At 64.4% G+C, this 13,307-nt stretch carries 14 protein-coding genes; 9 read left to right on the top strand and 5 right to left on the bottom strand.

Going from position 1 to position 13,307, the window contains the following annotated elements; genetic code table 11:
• Positions 1-57: 57 nt before the first annotated feature.
• From CDV46_RS20740 to CDV46_RS20725, 3 genes are all read right to left on the bottom strand, one after another.
• Complete coding sequence (locus CDV46_RS20740; RefSeq protein WP_087724711.1) at positions 58-639, bottom strand: TMEM175 family protein; 582 nt, start codon at positions 637-639, stop codon at positions 58-60.
• An 89-nt stretch (positions 640-728) separates the two neighbouring features.
• Positions 729-2,021, bottom strand: a complete 1,293-nt coding sequence (locus CDV46_RS20735; RefSeq protein ID WP_217896760.1) for a GGDEF domain-containing protein — start codon at positions 2,019-2,021, stop codon at positions 729-731.
• Positions 2,018-2,584 carry a flavin reductase family protein gene (locus CDV46_RS20725; RefSeq protein WP_087725067.1) on the bottom strand — a complete coding sequence of 189 codons (567 nt, stop codon included), beginning with the start codon at positions 2,582-2,584 and terminating at the stop codon, positions 2,018-2,020. The genes CDV46_RS20735 and CDV46_RS20725 overlap by 4 nt, the downstream gene beginning before the upstream one ends.
• Positions 2,585-2,993: 409 nt before the next feature.
• Here CDV46_RS20725 and CDV46_RS20720 point away from each other — a divergent pair, with 409 nt between their 5' ends.
• The 3 genes from CDV46_RS20720 to CDV46_RS20710 all read left to right on the top strand — a co-directional run bounded on the left by CDV46_RS20720 (position 2,994) and on the right by CDV46_RS20710 (position 5,434).
• Positions 2,994-3,956: a DUF72 domain-containing protein gene (locus CDV46_RS20720; protein WP_176399141.1), complete on the top strand. Its 963-nt coding sequence runs from the start codon at positions 2,994-2,996 to the stop codon at positions 3,954-3,956.
• 108 nt (positions 3,957-4,064) lie between these two features.
• Complete coding sequence (locus CDV46_RS20715; RefSeq protein WP_087724708.1) at positions 4,065-4,676, top strand: alpha/beta fold hydrolase; 612 nt, start codon at positions 4,065-4,067, stop codon at positions 4,674-4,676.
• A gap of 110 nt (positions 4,677-4,786) precedes the next feature.
• Positions 4,787-5,434, top strand: coding sequence for a glutathione S-transferase family protein (locus CDV46_RS20710; protein ID WP_058378189.1), 648 nt, complete (start codon positions 4,787-4,789; stop codon positions 5,432-5,434).
• 24 nt (positions 5,435-5,458) lie between these two features.
• Here the strand turns inward: CDV46_RS20710 and CDV46_RS20705 are convergent, their stop codons facing one another.
• Positions 5,459-5,935: an OsmC family protein gene (locus CDV46_RS20705; protein WP_087687056.1), complete on the bottom strand. Its 477-nt coding sequence runs from the start codon at positions 5,933-5,935 to the stop codon at positions 5,459-5,461.
• Between the two features lie 157 nt (positions 5,936-6,092).
• Positions 6,093-6,965 carry an IclR family transcriptional regulator gene (locus CDV46_RS20700; protein ID WP_087724706.1) on the bottom strand — a complete coding sequence of 291 codons (873 nt, stop codon included), beginning with the start codon at positions 6,963-6,965 and terminating at the stop codon, positions 6,093-6,095.
• 298 nt (positions 6,966-7,263) lie between these two features.
• Here CDV46_RS20700 and CDV46_RS20695 point away from each other — a divergent pair, with 298 nt between their 5' ends.
• The 6 genes from CDV46_RS20695 to CDV46_RS20670 are packed head-to-tail and all read left to right on the top strand — an operon-like array spanning position 7,264 to position 13,223.
• Positions 7,264-8,397, top strand: a complete 1,134-nt coding sequence (locus CDV46_RS20695; protein WP_087724704.1) for an ABC transporter ATP-binding protein — start codon at positions 7,264-7,266, stop codon at positions 8,395-8,397.
• Complete coding sequence (locus tag CDV46_RS20690; protein ID WP_087724702.1) at positions 8,390-9,295, top strand: ABC transporter permease; 906 nt, start codon at positions 8,390-8,392, stop codon at positions 9,293-9,295. Before CDV46_RS20695 ends, CDV46_RS20690 begins: the two co-directional genes overlap by 8 nt.
• A gap of 38 nt (positions 9,296-9,333) precedes the next feature.
• Entirely contained in the window at positions 9,334-10,128 is a 795-nt protein-coding gene (locus tag CDV46_RS20685) for an ABC transporter permease (RefSeq protein WP_087724700.1), read from the top strand.
• A gap of 23 nt (positions 10,129-10,151) precedes the next feature.
• Positions 10,152-10,613 (top strand): (2Fe-2S)-binding protein, encoded by a 462-nt coding sequence (locus CDV46_RS20680; protein WP_087724698.1) that lies wholly within the window; start codon positions 10,152-10,154, stop codon positions 10,611-10,613.
• Positions 10,610-12,085, top strand: coding sequence for an FAD/NAD(P)-dependent oxidoreductase (locus tag CDV46_RS20675; RefSeq protein ID WP_087724696.1), 1,476 nt, complete (start codon positions 10,610-10,612; stop codon positions 12,083-12,085). Before CDV46_RS20680 ends, CDV46_RS20675 begins: the two co-directional genes overlap by 4 nt.
• The gene (locus CDV46_RS20670) at positions 12,078-13,223 is read left to right on the top strand and encodes an NAD(P)/FAD-dependent oxidoreductase (RefSeq protein ID WP_087724694.1); all 1,146 of its coding nucleotides are present in this window, start codon (positions 12,078-12,080) and stop codon (positions 13,221-13,223) included. The genes CDV46_RS20675 and CDV46_RS20670 overlap by 8 nt, the downstream gene beginning before the upstream one ends.
• The last annotated feature ends 84 nt before the right edge of the window (positions 13,224-13,307 follow it).

The raw sequence follows: 13,307 nt of genomic DNA, 5'->3' as shown, positions 1-13,307 counted from the left end.
ATACTACGTAAAAACCCGATGCGCGTCGACTGTCGGAAGTTTCGGGTCGTCAGCTTGTCAGCTCTCGATCACATGTTCGATACGGCGGTCCGGAATGAGCCAGACGATGGCGACGAGCGCGTACAGGCCGAGCGACACCGCCGGCACCACGAACGCCAGGCCGATGGCCAGCGCATAGCCGAGCACGGAGAGCTTGCCCTTGGCGTCCCGGCCGATGGCGGCGGCCAGCTTGAGGTTGGCGCCTTCCCCGTGCACGGCCAGCAGGGCGCGCGTGAGAATGTAATAGGCCACGGCGGCCATGAAGAGCACCACGCCGTAGAGCGCGGTCGGCCACGCGGTGAGGTGGTTCTCGCCCAGCCAGTGGGTGACGAACGGAATCAACGACAGCCAGAACAGCAAATGCAGGTTGGCCCACAGCACACCGCCCGAGACGCGCTGCACCACATGAAACAGGTGGTGGTGGTTGTTCCAGTAAATGCCGACGTAGATGTAGCTCATGATGTACGTCAGAAAGGTCGGCAGTACCGGCAGCAACTCGTCGAGATCGGTGCCGTGCGGCGCTTTCATCTCGAGCACCATGATGGTGATGATGATGGCGATCACGCCATCGCTGAAGGCTTCCAGTCGGCTTTTGCCCATGGTGTCGGTTGGTTGATGCTGGTCAAAGTGGGAAGCGAAAACGCAGGGCGGCGCGGCGGGCGAAACACTTCGCCACGCGCCGCCGTCATTCAGACGATGGCGACGCGATTGCGGCCGGCTTGCTTGGCGGCGTACATCGCGCGGTCGGCGCGTTGCAGTACCGCACCGAAATCGGCGTCGTCGGGGCCAAGACTCCCCACGCCGATGCTCGCGGTGAAGCGCACGGGGCCGGTGGCGCCCGGCACGCTGGTGTTACTGATGGCAGAAAGCAGACGGTCGGCGGCCTGCACGGCGCGATGCGCATCGGCTTCGGGCAGCAGCACGGCGAATTCTTCCCCGCCGAGCCGTCCCATGACGGTGCCTTTGCGCAGCGTGGCGCGCGCCACCAGCGTCAATTCGACGATGACGCGGTCGCCGATGGCATGGCCCCAGGTGTCGTTGATGGCCTTGAAGTGATCGATGTCGATCATCAGCACGGCGAGCCGTCGGCGCTGGGCGCGGGCGTTGGCAAACGCTTGTTCGGCCTGCATGAGAAACGCACGCCGGTTGAGCGCACCGGTCAGGCCGTCGCGCATGGCCATGTCGCCGAGTACCTGATTGACGCGGCGCAGTTCGAGTTCGTCGACCACCAGCGCCGACAGATCGGCGAGCAGGCCACGCATTTCGGCGTCGAGCGTGCGCGGGCGGCGATCGATCACGCAGAGGGTGCCGAGCCGATGACCTTCGGGCGTGCGCAGCGGGGCGCCGGCGTAGAAGCGAATGTGCGGGTCGCCAGTGACGAGCGGGTTATCGGCGAAGCGCCGATCGGCGTGGGCGTCGGGCACCACGAGCACGTCGTCGCTCAGGATGGCGTGTGCGCAGAACGCCATCGAGCGTGGCGTCTGGGTGGCTTCGATACCTTGTTTCGCCTTGAACCACTGACGCGACTCGTCGATCAGCGACACGAGCGAGATCGGCGTGCCAAGTACGTACGAGGCGATTCGCACGATGCGATCGAACGCGGGTTCCGGGGAAGAATCGAGGATGTCATAGCGTCGCAGGGCCGCCAGACGTGCCGCCTCGTCGATGGTCGCGCCGCGGTTGGCGGCGAATGATGTGGGCAGCAGGCTATGCAGAGACTCTTGCGTTAGCGGTTGCGGCTGCGGTGAATGCGCTCCGGGTGTGGTCATATCGCGACGGGCAGGCATGGCGTAGCGAGTGGATGACAGCAGCTCCGTCACGGGCAGCATTGACGACGGCGACTGCGCGAAGGGTGTGGCGCCCATTCTGCCGCGCATGTCGTCGCTTGGCAAATGGGACGGCGACAGCAACTCGCCGTGCCAGAGTTCATGGGCGGCACGTGTGTTGTCGCCGGACGCCGGTGTCGGAGCGCTGTGGGTCATGATTTGACTTCGAAGGCTTCACCGGTCTCGAAGAAGTTGCCGCCGGCGATGTAGTGAATACTGCGCGACGCGCCGGGCGCGAACTGCCAGTGCCCATCGCGAAACGCACGCGGATCGGCCCAGGCCGCAACGACCTCGCCGAGAAAGAGATCGTAGCGATCCTGATTGTGCGGCTCGGGGATGACGCGGCATTCCAGCCAGGCGACACAACCCCCGATGAGGGGTGCCTGAATGTGACTGCCTTCGAACGCATGAACGCCGGTGCCGTCGGTGAACTTATCGGTGTCGCGGCCGGAGACGCTGCCGACGGCCAATGTTTCGCGGGCGATGATGCGCGCCGGCACGTTCAACGAAAACTCGCCCGAGGCTTCGACCAGTTCGCGGGTCAGCGTATTGCGATCGATGACGACGGCGACTTTGGGCGGCGAGAAGTCGAGCGGCATGTTCCACGCTGCCGCCATGACGTTGCGACGCCCGTCATGGGCGCTGCCGACGAGCACGGTTGGGCCGTGGTTGAGCAGCCGGTAGGCTTTGGGCAATTCGACGGGCAGGCGTTCGGTCATTTCGGTCATGGCGGGCACTCGACAAGCTTGGCTTCGGTAGAGCGGGTCATGATAGCGCGGCTCGCGCGGCGGCGACGCTTGCAATAGCGGGTATAGCGGATATCGCGGGAGTCAGACGATGCCCTGCGATGCAATCTGAAAAAACGGCCCGCAGGGTGAGCTGCGGGCCGACAAACGGCACGGTGCGGGGAGCTCGTGCCGGATCAGATGTGAAGCTAGTATGCAATGGCATCGTCCCAGTCCGGTCCCCACGAGGCGTGGCGATATCGCGTCCTATACTGATGCAAAACGCGACACCCGGTCGGCATTGCGACGATGACGCAATGCGCGTGGCCGATGCGTGCGATGTGCAAGAAGGCCAGCGCGAGTTTCCGAAGTTTCCAGCTTTTTAGAAATGGAAGGAGGGCGTATGAGCGCAAACGTATACGTGGGCACGGCATCGTGGACGGATAAGTCGCTCATCGCGTGCAAGCGGTTTTATCCACCGGGACACGCGTCGGCCGAAGCGCGTCTGCGCTACTACGCGAGCCGCTTTCCGATGGTCGAAGTCGACAGCAGCTACTATGCGATGCCGTCGGGATCCAATGCGCAGCTCTGGGCGGAACGCACGCCGCCGCCGTTCGTGTTCAACATCAAGGCATTCCGCCTGCTCACGGGCCACCAGACGCCACGTGTCGCCTTCCCCAAAGATTTACAGGGCGCCCTGCCACCCGGTCCGCGCGCGAATGTCTACTACAAGGATGTGCCCGCTGCGCTGCAAGATGAAATCTGGCGGCGCTATCTCGAAGCGCTCGCACCGCTCGCGCAGGCCGACAAACTCGGTCTGGTTCACTTCCAGTTTCCGCCTTGGCTCACCGGCGACAAAGCGAGCCGCACCCACATCGAAATGTGTGCCGAGCGCATGGCAGGCTATGGCGTGGCTGCCGAGTTTCGCCACCATCACTGGTTTGACGACGCGCATCGCGACGCCACACTCGCATGGCTGCGCGAACTGGGCTGGGTCAACACCATCGTCGACGAACCGCAGGGCTTTACGAACAGCATCCCGACGGTCTGGGCGAGCACTTCGACACGCGCCGCTGTCCTGAGGCTGCACGGGCGCAATCACGAAACTTGGAATGTGCGCGACAGCACGGCCGCGTCCGATCGCTTCAACTACGACTATCGCGAAGCGGAACTCGCCGCGCTCATCGACCCGATTCGCGTCATCGCCAAGGAAGTTGCCCGCGTGTACGTGGTGTTCAATAACAACTACGAAGATCAGGGGCAACGTAACGCGCTGGCGCTCATGAATCTGCTTGGCGACAGCGCGATCCTGCCAACCACTGAGCCGACGCAACGCCCACCCGATGACGTGGCTTCACTCTTCTGATCGGTTCGGTCTATCCTCTCTTCCTCTTCGGTATCTCTCACGAAACCGTCAGGTTGCTTCGAGGCTTGCCGGTGCTTCGTTTCTCTCTATTCGCTTGGAGTTTTGCGCGTGCCCACGCCGTCTCAAATGCTTTTCCTGCCCGGCGCTTCGGGCAACACCGCCTTCTGGCAACCGGTGGCCGACCAACTCGCTCATCCGGCAACCCGTGTCGTGCTCGGGTATCCCGGCTTTGGCGCTACCCCGGCCGACCCCGTGGTGAACGATATCGATGCGCTGACCCAAACCGTCATCGCTCGTCTCGACCGGCCCACGGCCATCATCGCGCAGTCGATGGGCGGCATACTTGCCATCCGGGCTGCCCTCGCCCGTCCGGAAATGGTCACGCACCTTGTGCTGTCGGTCACCTCGGGTGGCGTCGATATGCATGACCTCGGCGCCAAAGACTGGCGCGACGGGTTTGCCGACGCCAACCCAACGTTGCCCGATTGGTTTCTGACCTACCGCGCCGATCTCTCGCCCGATATCTCGCGAATCACGCAGCCAACGCTACTGCTCTGGGGGAACGCCGACCCGCTCAGCCCGGTTGCCGTCGGTGAGCGTTTGCACACTTTGCTGCCCGACGCACGCCTGCACGTGGTGGACGGCGGGGCGCACGATCTGGCCAACGCCCATGCGGCAGACGTGGTGCCGCTCATCGACGCCCATCTCGCACGTGTCTGATGCAACCCGGTCGCGGCGAAGGGTTCGCCGCGATTGTCATGCTGACGGTTTTTGACGCAGTAACATGTTTTGATAGCCGCACCTGTGTTCACCTCTGGAGGCAGACGAACATGACGACCGACCGGCGAATCACGTTTTTTCACGCACCCAACACGCGCTCGACCGGCGTGCTGGTGCTGCTCGACGAATTGCAGGCGGATTACGACCTGCATCTGCTGCGCTTCGCCACCGGCGAACAACGCAGCGCCGACTTTCTCGATATCAACCCGATGGGCAAGGTGCCGGCCATCCGCCATGGCGATGCCGTGGTCACGGAACAGGCGGCGGTGTACATGTACGTCGCGGAGTTGTATCCGGAGAAGGGCCTGTCGCCGCCGCCGGGAGACCCCCGCCGTGGCGCGTACCTGCGATGGATGGTGTTCTACGGTTCTTGTGTCGAACCCGCGGTGACCGACAAGGCGCTGGCCCGCCCGGTGATGGAACACTCACGCTCGCCCTATGGCGATTACGACGAAGTGATGTGGACGATCGAGCGACACCTGACGCAGAACCCCGGTCCTTGGTGGCTGGGCGAGTCGTTTACTGCCGCCGACGCGCTGTGGGGCAACGCGCTGCACTTTCTCACGCAGTTCAAGATGGTGCCGGCCAGCCCCGCCATTGCGGCGTACGTGGAACGCTTTCGCGCGCGCGACTCGGTCAAGCGCGGACACGCGCACGACGCCGAACTGGCCAAGAGCCTCGCGGCGAGTGGCACGTGACGCCACCCGCTGCGTGAGCTTTCGTCAGTCGGGCAGCACGTCGATTTGCGGTTCGCAGTCGATGGGGAAGTTGACGGAATTGGCGACGTAGCACTTGGCGTGGGCTTCGTGGTGCAGCTCGGCCGCAAGCTTGGCGTCGCTGCCCGCGCGTAAGGTCACGTGCGGGCGCAGCAGGATTCGCGTGAAGCGGCCTTCTTGCGGCGTATCGATCATCGTGCCGAGGGCATCGTCACGATATTGCTCGACCCGGATGCCCGCATCGGAACACAGGTGCAAGTACCAGAGTTTGTGACAGGTACTCGCGGAGGCCACCAGCAATTCCTCGGGGTTCCAGCGCGTGGCGTCGCCCCGGAAGGCCGGATCGGCAGAGCCCGGAATCTCGGGCTTGCCGTCGGCTTCGATCACATGATTGCGACCGTACTCGCGGTAGCCCGAGGTGCCGGTGCCCTGATTGCCGATCCACTCGATGCGAACGCGGTACTGGTGTTCTCCTGATGCCATGACGTGTCTCTCTGCGAAGGGTCAAGAAGTCGAAAAATCGAAAAACCAAAATGGGGGCGACGTGCAACGCGCCATTTTTGCAGGCGCGCGCGATCACCGCTAGCCATTTTCGGCCATCAAATTCTTGTGCTTCTCCCGCCGCATCACACCATGCCGTTCAGGCAATTGGTTCGGTCGTCAGCGCACGCGTGAGGCCGTGCATCGGCCGGCGCATGGCGACGTCGAACGGGTTGGTCTGCGGGCCGATGAGTTCGGCCTGACGCCGCAGCAGTTCCACCACCATCGGCAAACGGTCTTGTGAGAGCCGCGCCGCCAGTGTGCCGATACTCAGCGCGGCCACGGCGTGTCCGGTGCGGTCGAAGATCGGCACGGCGACGCCCGCCATGCCTTCGAGCACGCCGCTGTTGCTGCCCGCATAACCCAACTGCCGCACGCGCTCGATCTCGGTGCGCAGATAGACCTCGTCAAGCACACCGTAACCCCGCAGACGCGGCACGTTGAAGCGGATGATCTCTTCGCGCTCGGCTTCGGGCAGAAAGGCGAGGATCGCCAGACTGCCCTGACCGACCCCCAGCGCCACCCGTCCGCCAATGTCGCCGGTGAACGACCGGATCGGGAACGGGCCTTCGCACATGTCGAGACACACGGCATCGAAGCTGCTGCGTACCAGCAGGAAGATCGTGTCGCCAAGGCTGGCACACAGGCGCAGCAGCGACGGGCGGCAAAGCGTGCGCATGCCGCTCGGGTTGCCGGCCTGTGCCGCCATGGCGAAGAAGTCGACACTCAGCCGATACAGCTTGGAGGTTTCGTCCTGCTCGACGACTTGCTCGGCAATCAAGGCGTGCAAGATGCGGTGGACGGTGGCCTGACTGAGCCCGACCGCCTTGGCGATGTGCGTGACGCGCTCGCCTTCGGGTTTGGCGACACCGAGTGCGCGGATGACGGCGAAGGTGCGTTGCAGAATCCCCGCGCCGGCGGCGTCGGCGGCTGCGGGGGCATTGGCCTCGCGGGGTGAATCGGAAGTGCGCATTAGGGTCTCGAATTATTCCGTCAAACGAAATACTATCGCAATCGACTGCGGCTTGAAAACAGCCGTAATGCGTCGAGAACCGCGAAAACAGTGAATAATCATCATAAGTTAGGGATTATCCCGAGACGCTGACGCGAAACGAATGCGCAAGGCATTGGTGTATATATTCCGTCAAACGAAATAATCATAAAATTTATCTCGTTTCGTGGAATCGTTATCTTGCGGCAGGGAATTTGGCTCGCTACTGTTCGATGCAATTGCATCAACTGCGGTGCTCACGCGCTCGAAGGTAGTGACCATGTCTTTTCTGACTCTGACGGATGTCTCCAAAACGTTCGGCGAATTGAATGCCGTCTCGAACGTCAATCTCTCGGTGGAGAAGGGCGAGTTCGTCTCGCTGCTCGGCCCTTCGGGCTGTGGCAAGACCACCACGCTCCAGATGATCGCGGGCTTTGTGGAAGCCACGACCGGGCGCATTACGCTCGACGGGCGCGACATCACGAACATGCGCCCCAACAAGCGCGGTCTGGGCATCGTGTTCCAGAGCTACGCGCTGTTCCCACACATGACGGTGGCGGACAACGTCGGCTTCGGCCTCGAGATGCGCGGCGTCGACAAGACCGAACGTCAGGACCGGATCCGCGAAGCGCTCGCCCTCGTGCGCCTCGATGCACTGGGCCATCGTTTCCCGCGCGAGCTGTCGGGTGGCCAGCGCCAGCGTGTGGCGATTGCACGCGCCGTGGTCATCGCGCCGCCGGTGCTGCTGCTCGATGAGCCGATGTCGAACCTCGACGCCAAGCTGCGCGAGGACATGCAGTTCGAACTCCGCTCGATCCAGCGCAAGATCGGCACGACTACGATCATGGTCACGCACGATCAGTCGGAAGCACTGTCGATCAGCGACCGCGTGGTCGTGATGGAAGCGGGCCGCATCACGCAGGTCGATACGCCGTACCGCGCCTACGAGCGCCCGGAAAACCAGTTCGTCTCGCAGTTCATCGGCAAGGCGAACATGCTGGCGGGCCGCGTGTCGGCACGCGACGGCGACCATCTGCATGTGGAGCTCGACGGCCAGCTCAGTGGTCAACTCACGCAGCGCGCGCCGCTCGCCGACCTCTCGCCACGTGAGCGCAGTGTCGCCGTGGGCGACGCCATGACGTTGTGCCTGCGCCCGGAGAAGGTGCGTCTGTGTGCGCCGAACGCTGGCCGTGTGCCGGCGACGGTGACGAGCCGCTTCTTCCTCGGCAGCCAGTGGCTGTACCGCGTGGACAGCGCGCTGGGCGAAGTGCTGGTGTGTTGTCAGAACGAAGGCGGCGAGCCGCTGGCAGAAGGCGCGCCGGTCGGTCTCGACTGGCATGCGGACGCGGTGCGCTTCATCGCGCCGGCAGCATCGGCAGTATCGATCACTGCGGGAGGTCCGGCTCATGGCTGAGACGCTGCAAGTGACGCGGGCGGCACCGGCACCCAAGGCGCGCGCGCCGTGGCATGCCTATCTGCCGATGTGGGTGATGAGCGCGCCGGCCATGCTGTTGTTCACGGCACTGGTGCTCATTCCGTTGTTGATGACGCTTGCCCTCACGTTCTATCAGTTCGATCCGGCCAGCGGCCCGATTGCGGCGTTCCAGTTCGATAACTACGCCGAAGTCCTGTTCGACTCGTACTTCCACACGATCTTTCTGCGCACGTTCGGCATCTCGCTGACGGTCACGGCGGTGTGTGCCGTCGTGGGCACCTTCGAAGCCTATGTGCTCTCGCGCATGGGTGACCCGTGGCGCTCGATTTTCCTGCTGGTGATTCTCTCGCCGCTGCTGGTCTCGATCGTGGTGCGCGCGTTCGGCTGGAGCATGCTGCTCAGCTCCGGCGGCCTGATCAATCAGGCGTTCGCGTTCGTGGGCATGGGTCCGTACAAGATGGAGTACACGAACTTCGCCATCGTCGTGGCGCTGGTGCACGTGATGTTGCCGTTCATGGTGATTCCGGTGTGGACGTCGCTGCAACGCCTCGACCCGCAGACGGAGAACGCTGCGCTGTCGCTGATGGCCTCGCCCGCCACGACGCTGCGCCGCATCGTGCTGCCGCAACTGGTGCCGGGCATTCTGTCGGGCAGCCTGATGGTGTTCGGGTTGTCGGCCAGCGCGTTTGCGATTCCGAGCCTGTTGGGTGGACGGCGTCTGAAAGTGGCGGCAACGGCCGTGTACGACCAGTTCCTCAGTTCGCTCAACTGGCCGCTGGGCGCCACCATCGCCGTGCTGCTGCTCGTGGCAAACCTGATCGTGATGCTGACCTACTACCGCGTGCTCGAGCGCCGTTACGCGCGCAGCATGGGTTGAGCGCAGCGACCGCAGAACCGAACTCTACTGCCACCATCATGCGTAAAAACAGTCCTCTGGCGCTCGCGTTCCACACGCTCGTCATTCTCTTCGTGCTCGCGCCGCTGATCATCGTGACGCTGGTTGCCTTCACGCCGGAAGAAACGCTCTCGCTGCCCACGCACGGCTTCTCGCTGCGCTGGTTCCGCGCGATTCTCGACTATCCGGACTTCATTGCCTCGTTCTTCACGAGTCTGAAGCTCGCGTTCCTTTCGGCCACGCTGTCGCTGCTGATCTCGCTGCCGGCGGCGCTGGCCATCGGCCGGGCACGGTTTCCGGGGCGTAACTTCCTCAATGGTCTGCTGCTCTCGCCGCTGGTCATTCCGGGGCTGGTGCTCGGCATCGCACTGCTGCGTTTCTTCGCCATGCTCGGCGTGACGGGGTCGTTCGCCGCGCTGACGTTTGCTCACATGATCATGATCACGCCGTTCATCATGCGGCTCGTGCTCGCATCGATCAGCGGGCTCGATCGCAGCGTGGAACATGCCGCCGCGTCGCTGGGCGCCGGGTCGTGGACGACGTTTCGCCGCGTCACCATGCCGATGATCCTGCCGGGTATCACGGGTGGCTGGCTGCTGGCGTTCATCAACAGCTTCGATGAACTGACGATGTCGGTGTTCATCACGTCGCCGCAGACCATCACGTTGCCGGTGCGCATGTACATGTACGCGACCGAGTCGATCGACCCGATGATGGCGTCGGTGTCGGCACTCGTGATCGTCATCACGCTGGGCGCGATGTTGTTGCTCGACCGCGTCTACGGCCTGAACCGCATTCTGATCGGTCAGCACTGAGCGAGCGCTCACAGAGATTTCTCATGTCCCGCCTCATGCAAGATCTGCAACATTCCCCGCAACTGGCGCGTCTGGCCGAGACCTCGCGCGCGCCGGTGACGTTTTATCTCGACGGTGCCCCCGTGCAAGCGCTCACGGGCGACACGGTGCTCACGGCCATCCTCATGCATCAGCGCCACGTGCGCATCAGCGAATTCAGCGGTGCGCCGCGCGCAGGCTTCTGCCTGATCGGTGCCTGTCAGGATTGCTGGGTGCGCTGCGAGGCGGATTCGGCGGATGTCACTGACGCGGCTGATGCCGCGCGTGGTCACGCCGCCGCGAAACCTCAACAACTGACGCGTCTGCGCGCGTGCTCGACGCTCGTGCGTCCGGGCATGCGCATCGTGACGAATGCCGCGATCGCGCCGTTTGCAAACGACGCCGAGTCCACGGATTTCGCCGATTCCGCCGATTCCGCCGAGGCTGCGCCCGGAGGTCAGGCATGAGCGCCCGTCCCGAGGTCGTGATCGTCGGCGCCGGCCCGGCCGGTATTCGCGCGGCGCAGACACTCGTCGCGGCAGGCATTCGCCCGATCGTGCTCGATGAAAATGCCCGCTGGGGCGGCCAGATCTACCGTCAGCCGCCGGCCGACGCAGGCTTTGCCCGAAGTAAGCAGACGCTCTACGGTTTCGAGGCGGCGAAGGCGGATGCCGTCCACACCACCATGGCGGCACTGCTGCCGCAGATCGACTACCGCCCCGACACGCTTGTCTGGGCGTGCGATCCGGCAGACCCATCGGCCGATGCAGTGAATGCGTCGCAAGGCGCGAGCCGTGGGCAACGTCTTCACACGATGCATGCGGGACGCGAGATCGCGGTGCCGTTCACGCATCTGCTCATCGCCAGCGGCGCGACCGATCGCGTCTTGCCGGTCCCCGGATGGACGCTGCCGGGTGTGTACACACTGGGCGGCGCGCAAGTGGCGCTCAAGGCCCAAGGCTGTGCCATCGGCGAGCGCGTGGTCTTCGCGGGCACCGGGCCGTTGCTGTACCTCGTCGCGTATCAATACGTGAAAGCGGGCGCTAACGTCGTTGCCGTACTCGACACCAGCGAATTCGCTGCGCAGGTGAAGGCGACGCCGCGTCTGCTCAACCAGCCCGGCACGTTGGCGAAGGGCCTCTATTACGTCGGCTGGCTGCGTGCGCGGGGTGTTCGCATCGAACATGGCGTGACGCTGAACGGTATCGATGGAACCGCCGGCGTGCGGGCCGTTCGCTGGCAGCGCGACGGACGTGAGCACACACTGGGGTGCACCGCACTCGGCCTGGGTTTCGGGCTGCGTCCCGAGACGCAACTGGCCGACCTCGCCGGCTGCCGCTTTGTCTTTGACGATCTGAATCAGTGCTGGCTGCCGGCGCGTGACGCGGCGGGCCGTAGTTCGCAAGCGGGCATCTATCTGGCGGGGGATGGCGCGGGTATCGCCGGTGCCGATGCCGCCGAGATGGCTGGCCGTCGCGTGGCACTCGCGATGCTCGAAGACCTCGGCATCGCGGCACCGTCGCTCCCCGGCGCCCCCGACGCGCTCACGCTTGAGCGACGCCTCGCGAGCATCCGGCGTTTTCGCGTCGGCATCGAGCAGGCGTTTGCGTTGCCCGCTGACCCGTCGGCCCAATGGCCCGACGACATGCTGGTGTGCCGTTGTGAAGAGATCGACGCGCGCACGTTGCGCGAATGCGTGCGCCACGACGGTGTCACCGAAATCAACCGGCTGAAGGCGTTGACCCGCGTGGGCATGGGCCGTTGTCAGGGCCGCATGTGTGGCGAGGCGGCCTGCCATCTGTTGGCTGAAGCGACGGGGCAGACGCTCTCGCAGGTCGGACGCCTGCGTGCCCAAGCCCCCATCAAACCGATTCCGATTGCCCCGATGCTTTTTGACGAAAACGTCGCCGCCATTCCCGAGGAGGCGCGCGATGAGTGAGCCCTTGCATTACGACGTCGTGGTGGCTGGTGGTGGCCTCGTCGGCGCATCGGCGGCCCGTGCGCTGGCCGAACGCGGCCTGCGCGTGGCGCTGTTCGAGCGCCGTTACTGCGGCGCGCAAGCGAGCGGCGTGAACTACGGCGGCGTGCGCTGTCAGGGCCGCCCGGAAGAACAATTGCCGCTGGCCATGCGCGCTCGCCGCCTGTGGGACCGCTTGCCCGAACTGGTCGGCATCGATGGCGAGTTCGTGCGTTCGGGCCACCTGCGGCTGGCGCGTCGCGAGGCCGATCTTGAACCGCTCGACGCGTGGTCGGCGATGGCCCGCACACATGGTCTGGAAACGGAAGTGTTTCGTGGCGCGGCGTTTCGGCAACGTTTTCCGTGGTTAGGCGACGGTGCGGTCGGCGGCTCGTTGTGCCTGAGCGACGGCCATGCCAACCCGCGTCTCGTGTCGCCGGCCTTCGCGCGCGCAGCACGCGCACTCGGTGCCGACGTGCGCGAACGCACACCGATTACCGCCATCGCTCACGACGGCGTGCGCTTTCAGTTGACGGCGCAACCGGCCGAGGGCGACACGCTGCGCGTGAGCGCCGACTGGTTGCTCAACACATCCGGCGCGTGGGCCAATCACATTGCCGGCACGTTTGGCGAGCGGGTGCCGATGCACCCCATCTATCCGAACATGTGGGTGACCGAACCGCTGCCGAAGTGCATCGGCCACAACCTCGGCGTGTATGGCGGCGGTGTGTACGCGCGTCAGGTCGAGCGCGGCAACTGCGTGATCGGCGGTGGACGCGGCACCGGCAACGGCGAGTACGCCCAGCCGTCCGCCGACACCACGCGCGCGGTGATGCGCGAAGCCTGTGCACTGGTACCCGCCTTACGCAACGCGCTGCTTATCCGCACGTGGAGCGGGGTGGAGGGCGAGACGCCGGACAACAACCCGATCATCGGCGCGAGCCGCACGACACCGCGCCTGCTGCATGCGTTCGGCTTCTCGGGCGGTGGCTTCCTGCTGGCCCCGGGCGTGGGCGAAGTGCTGGCCGATCTCGTGACGCAAGGCGAGACCGTCACGCCGATCGATGCCTTCGGGATCGACCGTTTCACTCAGGTGGCGTCGAATGCCGCGCTCGCCTGACGCATCACGCAGTCGCTCGCTATTTCATAAGTTACGCAATCACTCAACGTCAAAAAACGTCACTCACACGTTCCTTACCTCTCG

Source organism: Pandoraea sp. PE-S2T-3, assembly GCF_002179965.1.
Lineage (GTDB): Bacteria > Pseudomonadota > Gammaproteobacteria > Burkholderiales > Burkholderiaceae > Pandoraea.
This window is presented reverse-complemented; position numbering and strand designations above follow the sequence as displayed.

Excerpts from the sequence above, each read along its gene's own strand:
- CDV46_RS20710 (WP_058378189.1), top strand. The coding sequence starts at position 4,787 with ATGACGACCGACCGGCGAATCACGTTTTTTCACGCACCCAACACGCGC.
- CDV46_RS20720 (WP_176399141.1), top strand. The coding sequence starts at position 2,994 with ATGAGCGCAAACGTATACGTGGGCACGGCATCGTGGACGGATAAGTCG.
- CDV46_RS20690 (WP_087724702.1), top strand. The coding sequence starts at position 8,390 with ATGGCTGAGACGCTGCAAGTGACGCGGGCGGCACCGGCACCCAAGGCG.
- CDV46_RS20675 (WP_087724696.1), top strand. The coding sequence starts at position 10,610 with ATGAGCGCCCGTCCCGAGGTCGTGATCGTCGGCGCCGGCCCGGCCGGT.
- CDV46_RS20680 (WP_087724698.1), top strand. The coding sequence starts at position 10,152 with ATGTCCCGCCTCATGCAAGATCTGCAACATTCCCCGCAACTGGCGCGT.
- CDV46_RS20700 (WP_087724706.1), bottom strand. The coding sequence starts at position 6,965 with ATGCGCACTTCCGATTCACCCCGCGAGGCCAATGCCCCCGCAGCCGCC.
- CDV46_RS20705 (WP_087687056.1), bottom strand. The coding sequence starts at position 5,935 with ATGGCATCAGGAGAACACCAGTACCGCGTTCGCATCGAGTGGATCGGC.
- CDV46_RS20725 (WP_087725067.1), bottom strand. The coding sequence starts at position 2,584 with ATGACCGAACGCCTGCCCGTCGAATTGCCCAAAGCCTACCGGCTGCTC.
- CDV46_RS20695 (WP_087724704.1), top strand. The coding sequence starts at position 7,264 with ATGTCTTTTCTGACTCTGACGGATGTCTCCAAAACGTTCGGCGAATTG.
- CDV46_RS20740 (WP_087724711.1), bottom strand. The coding sequence starts at position 639 with ATGGGCAAAAGCCGACTGGAAGCCTTCAGCGATGGCGTGATCGCCATC.
- CDV46_RS20670 (WP_087724694.1), top strand. The coding sequence starts at position 12,078 with ATGAGTGAGCCCTTGCATTACGACGTCGTGGTGGCTGGTGGTGGCCTC.
- CDV46_RS20685 (WP_087724700.1), top strand. The coding sequence starts at position 9,334 with ATGCGTAAAAACAGTCCTCTGGCGCTCGCGTTCCACACGCTCGTCATT.
- CDV46_RS20735 (WP_217896760.1), bottom strand. The coding sequence starts at position 2,021 with ATGACCCACAGCGCTCCGACACCGGCGTCCGGCGACAACACACGTGCC.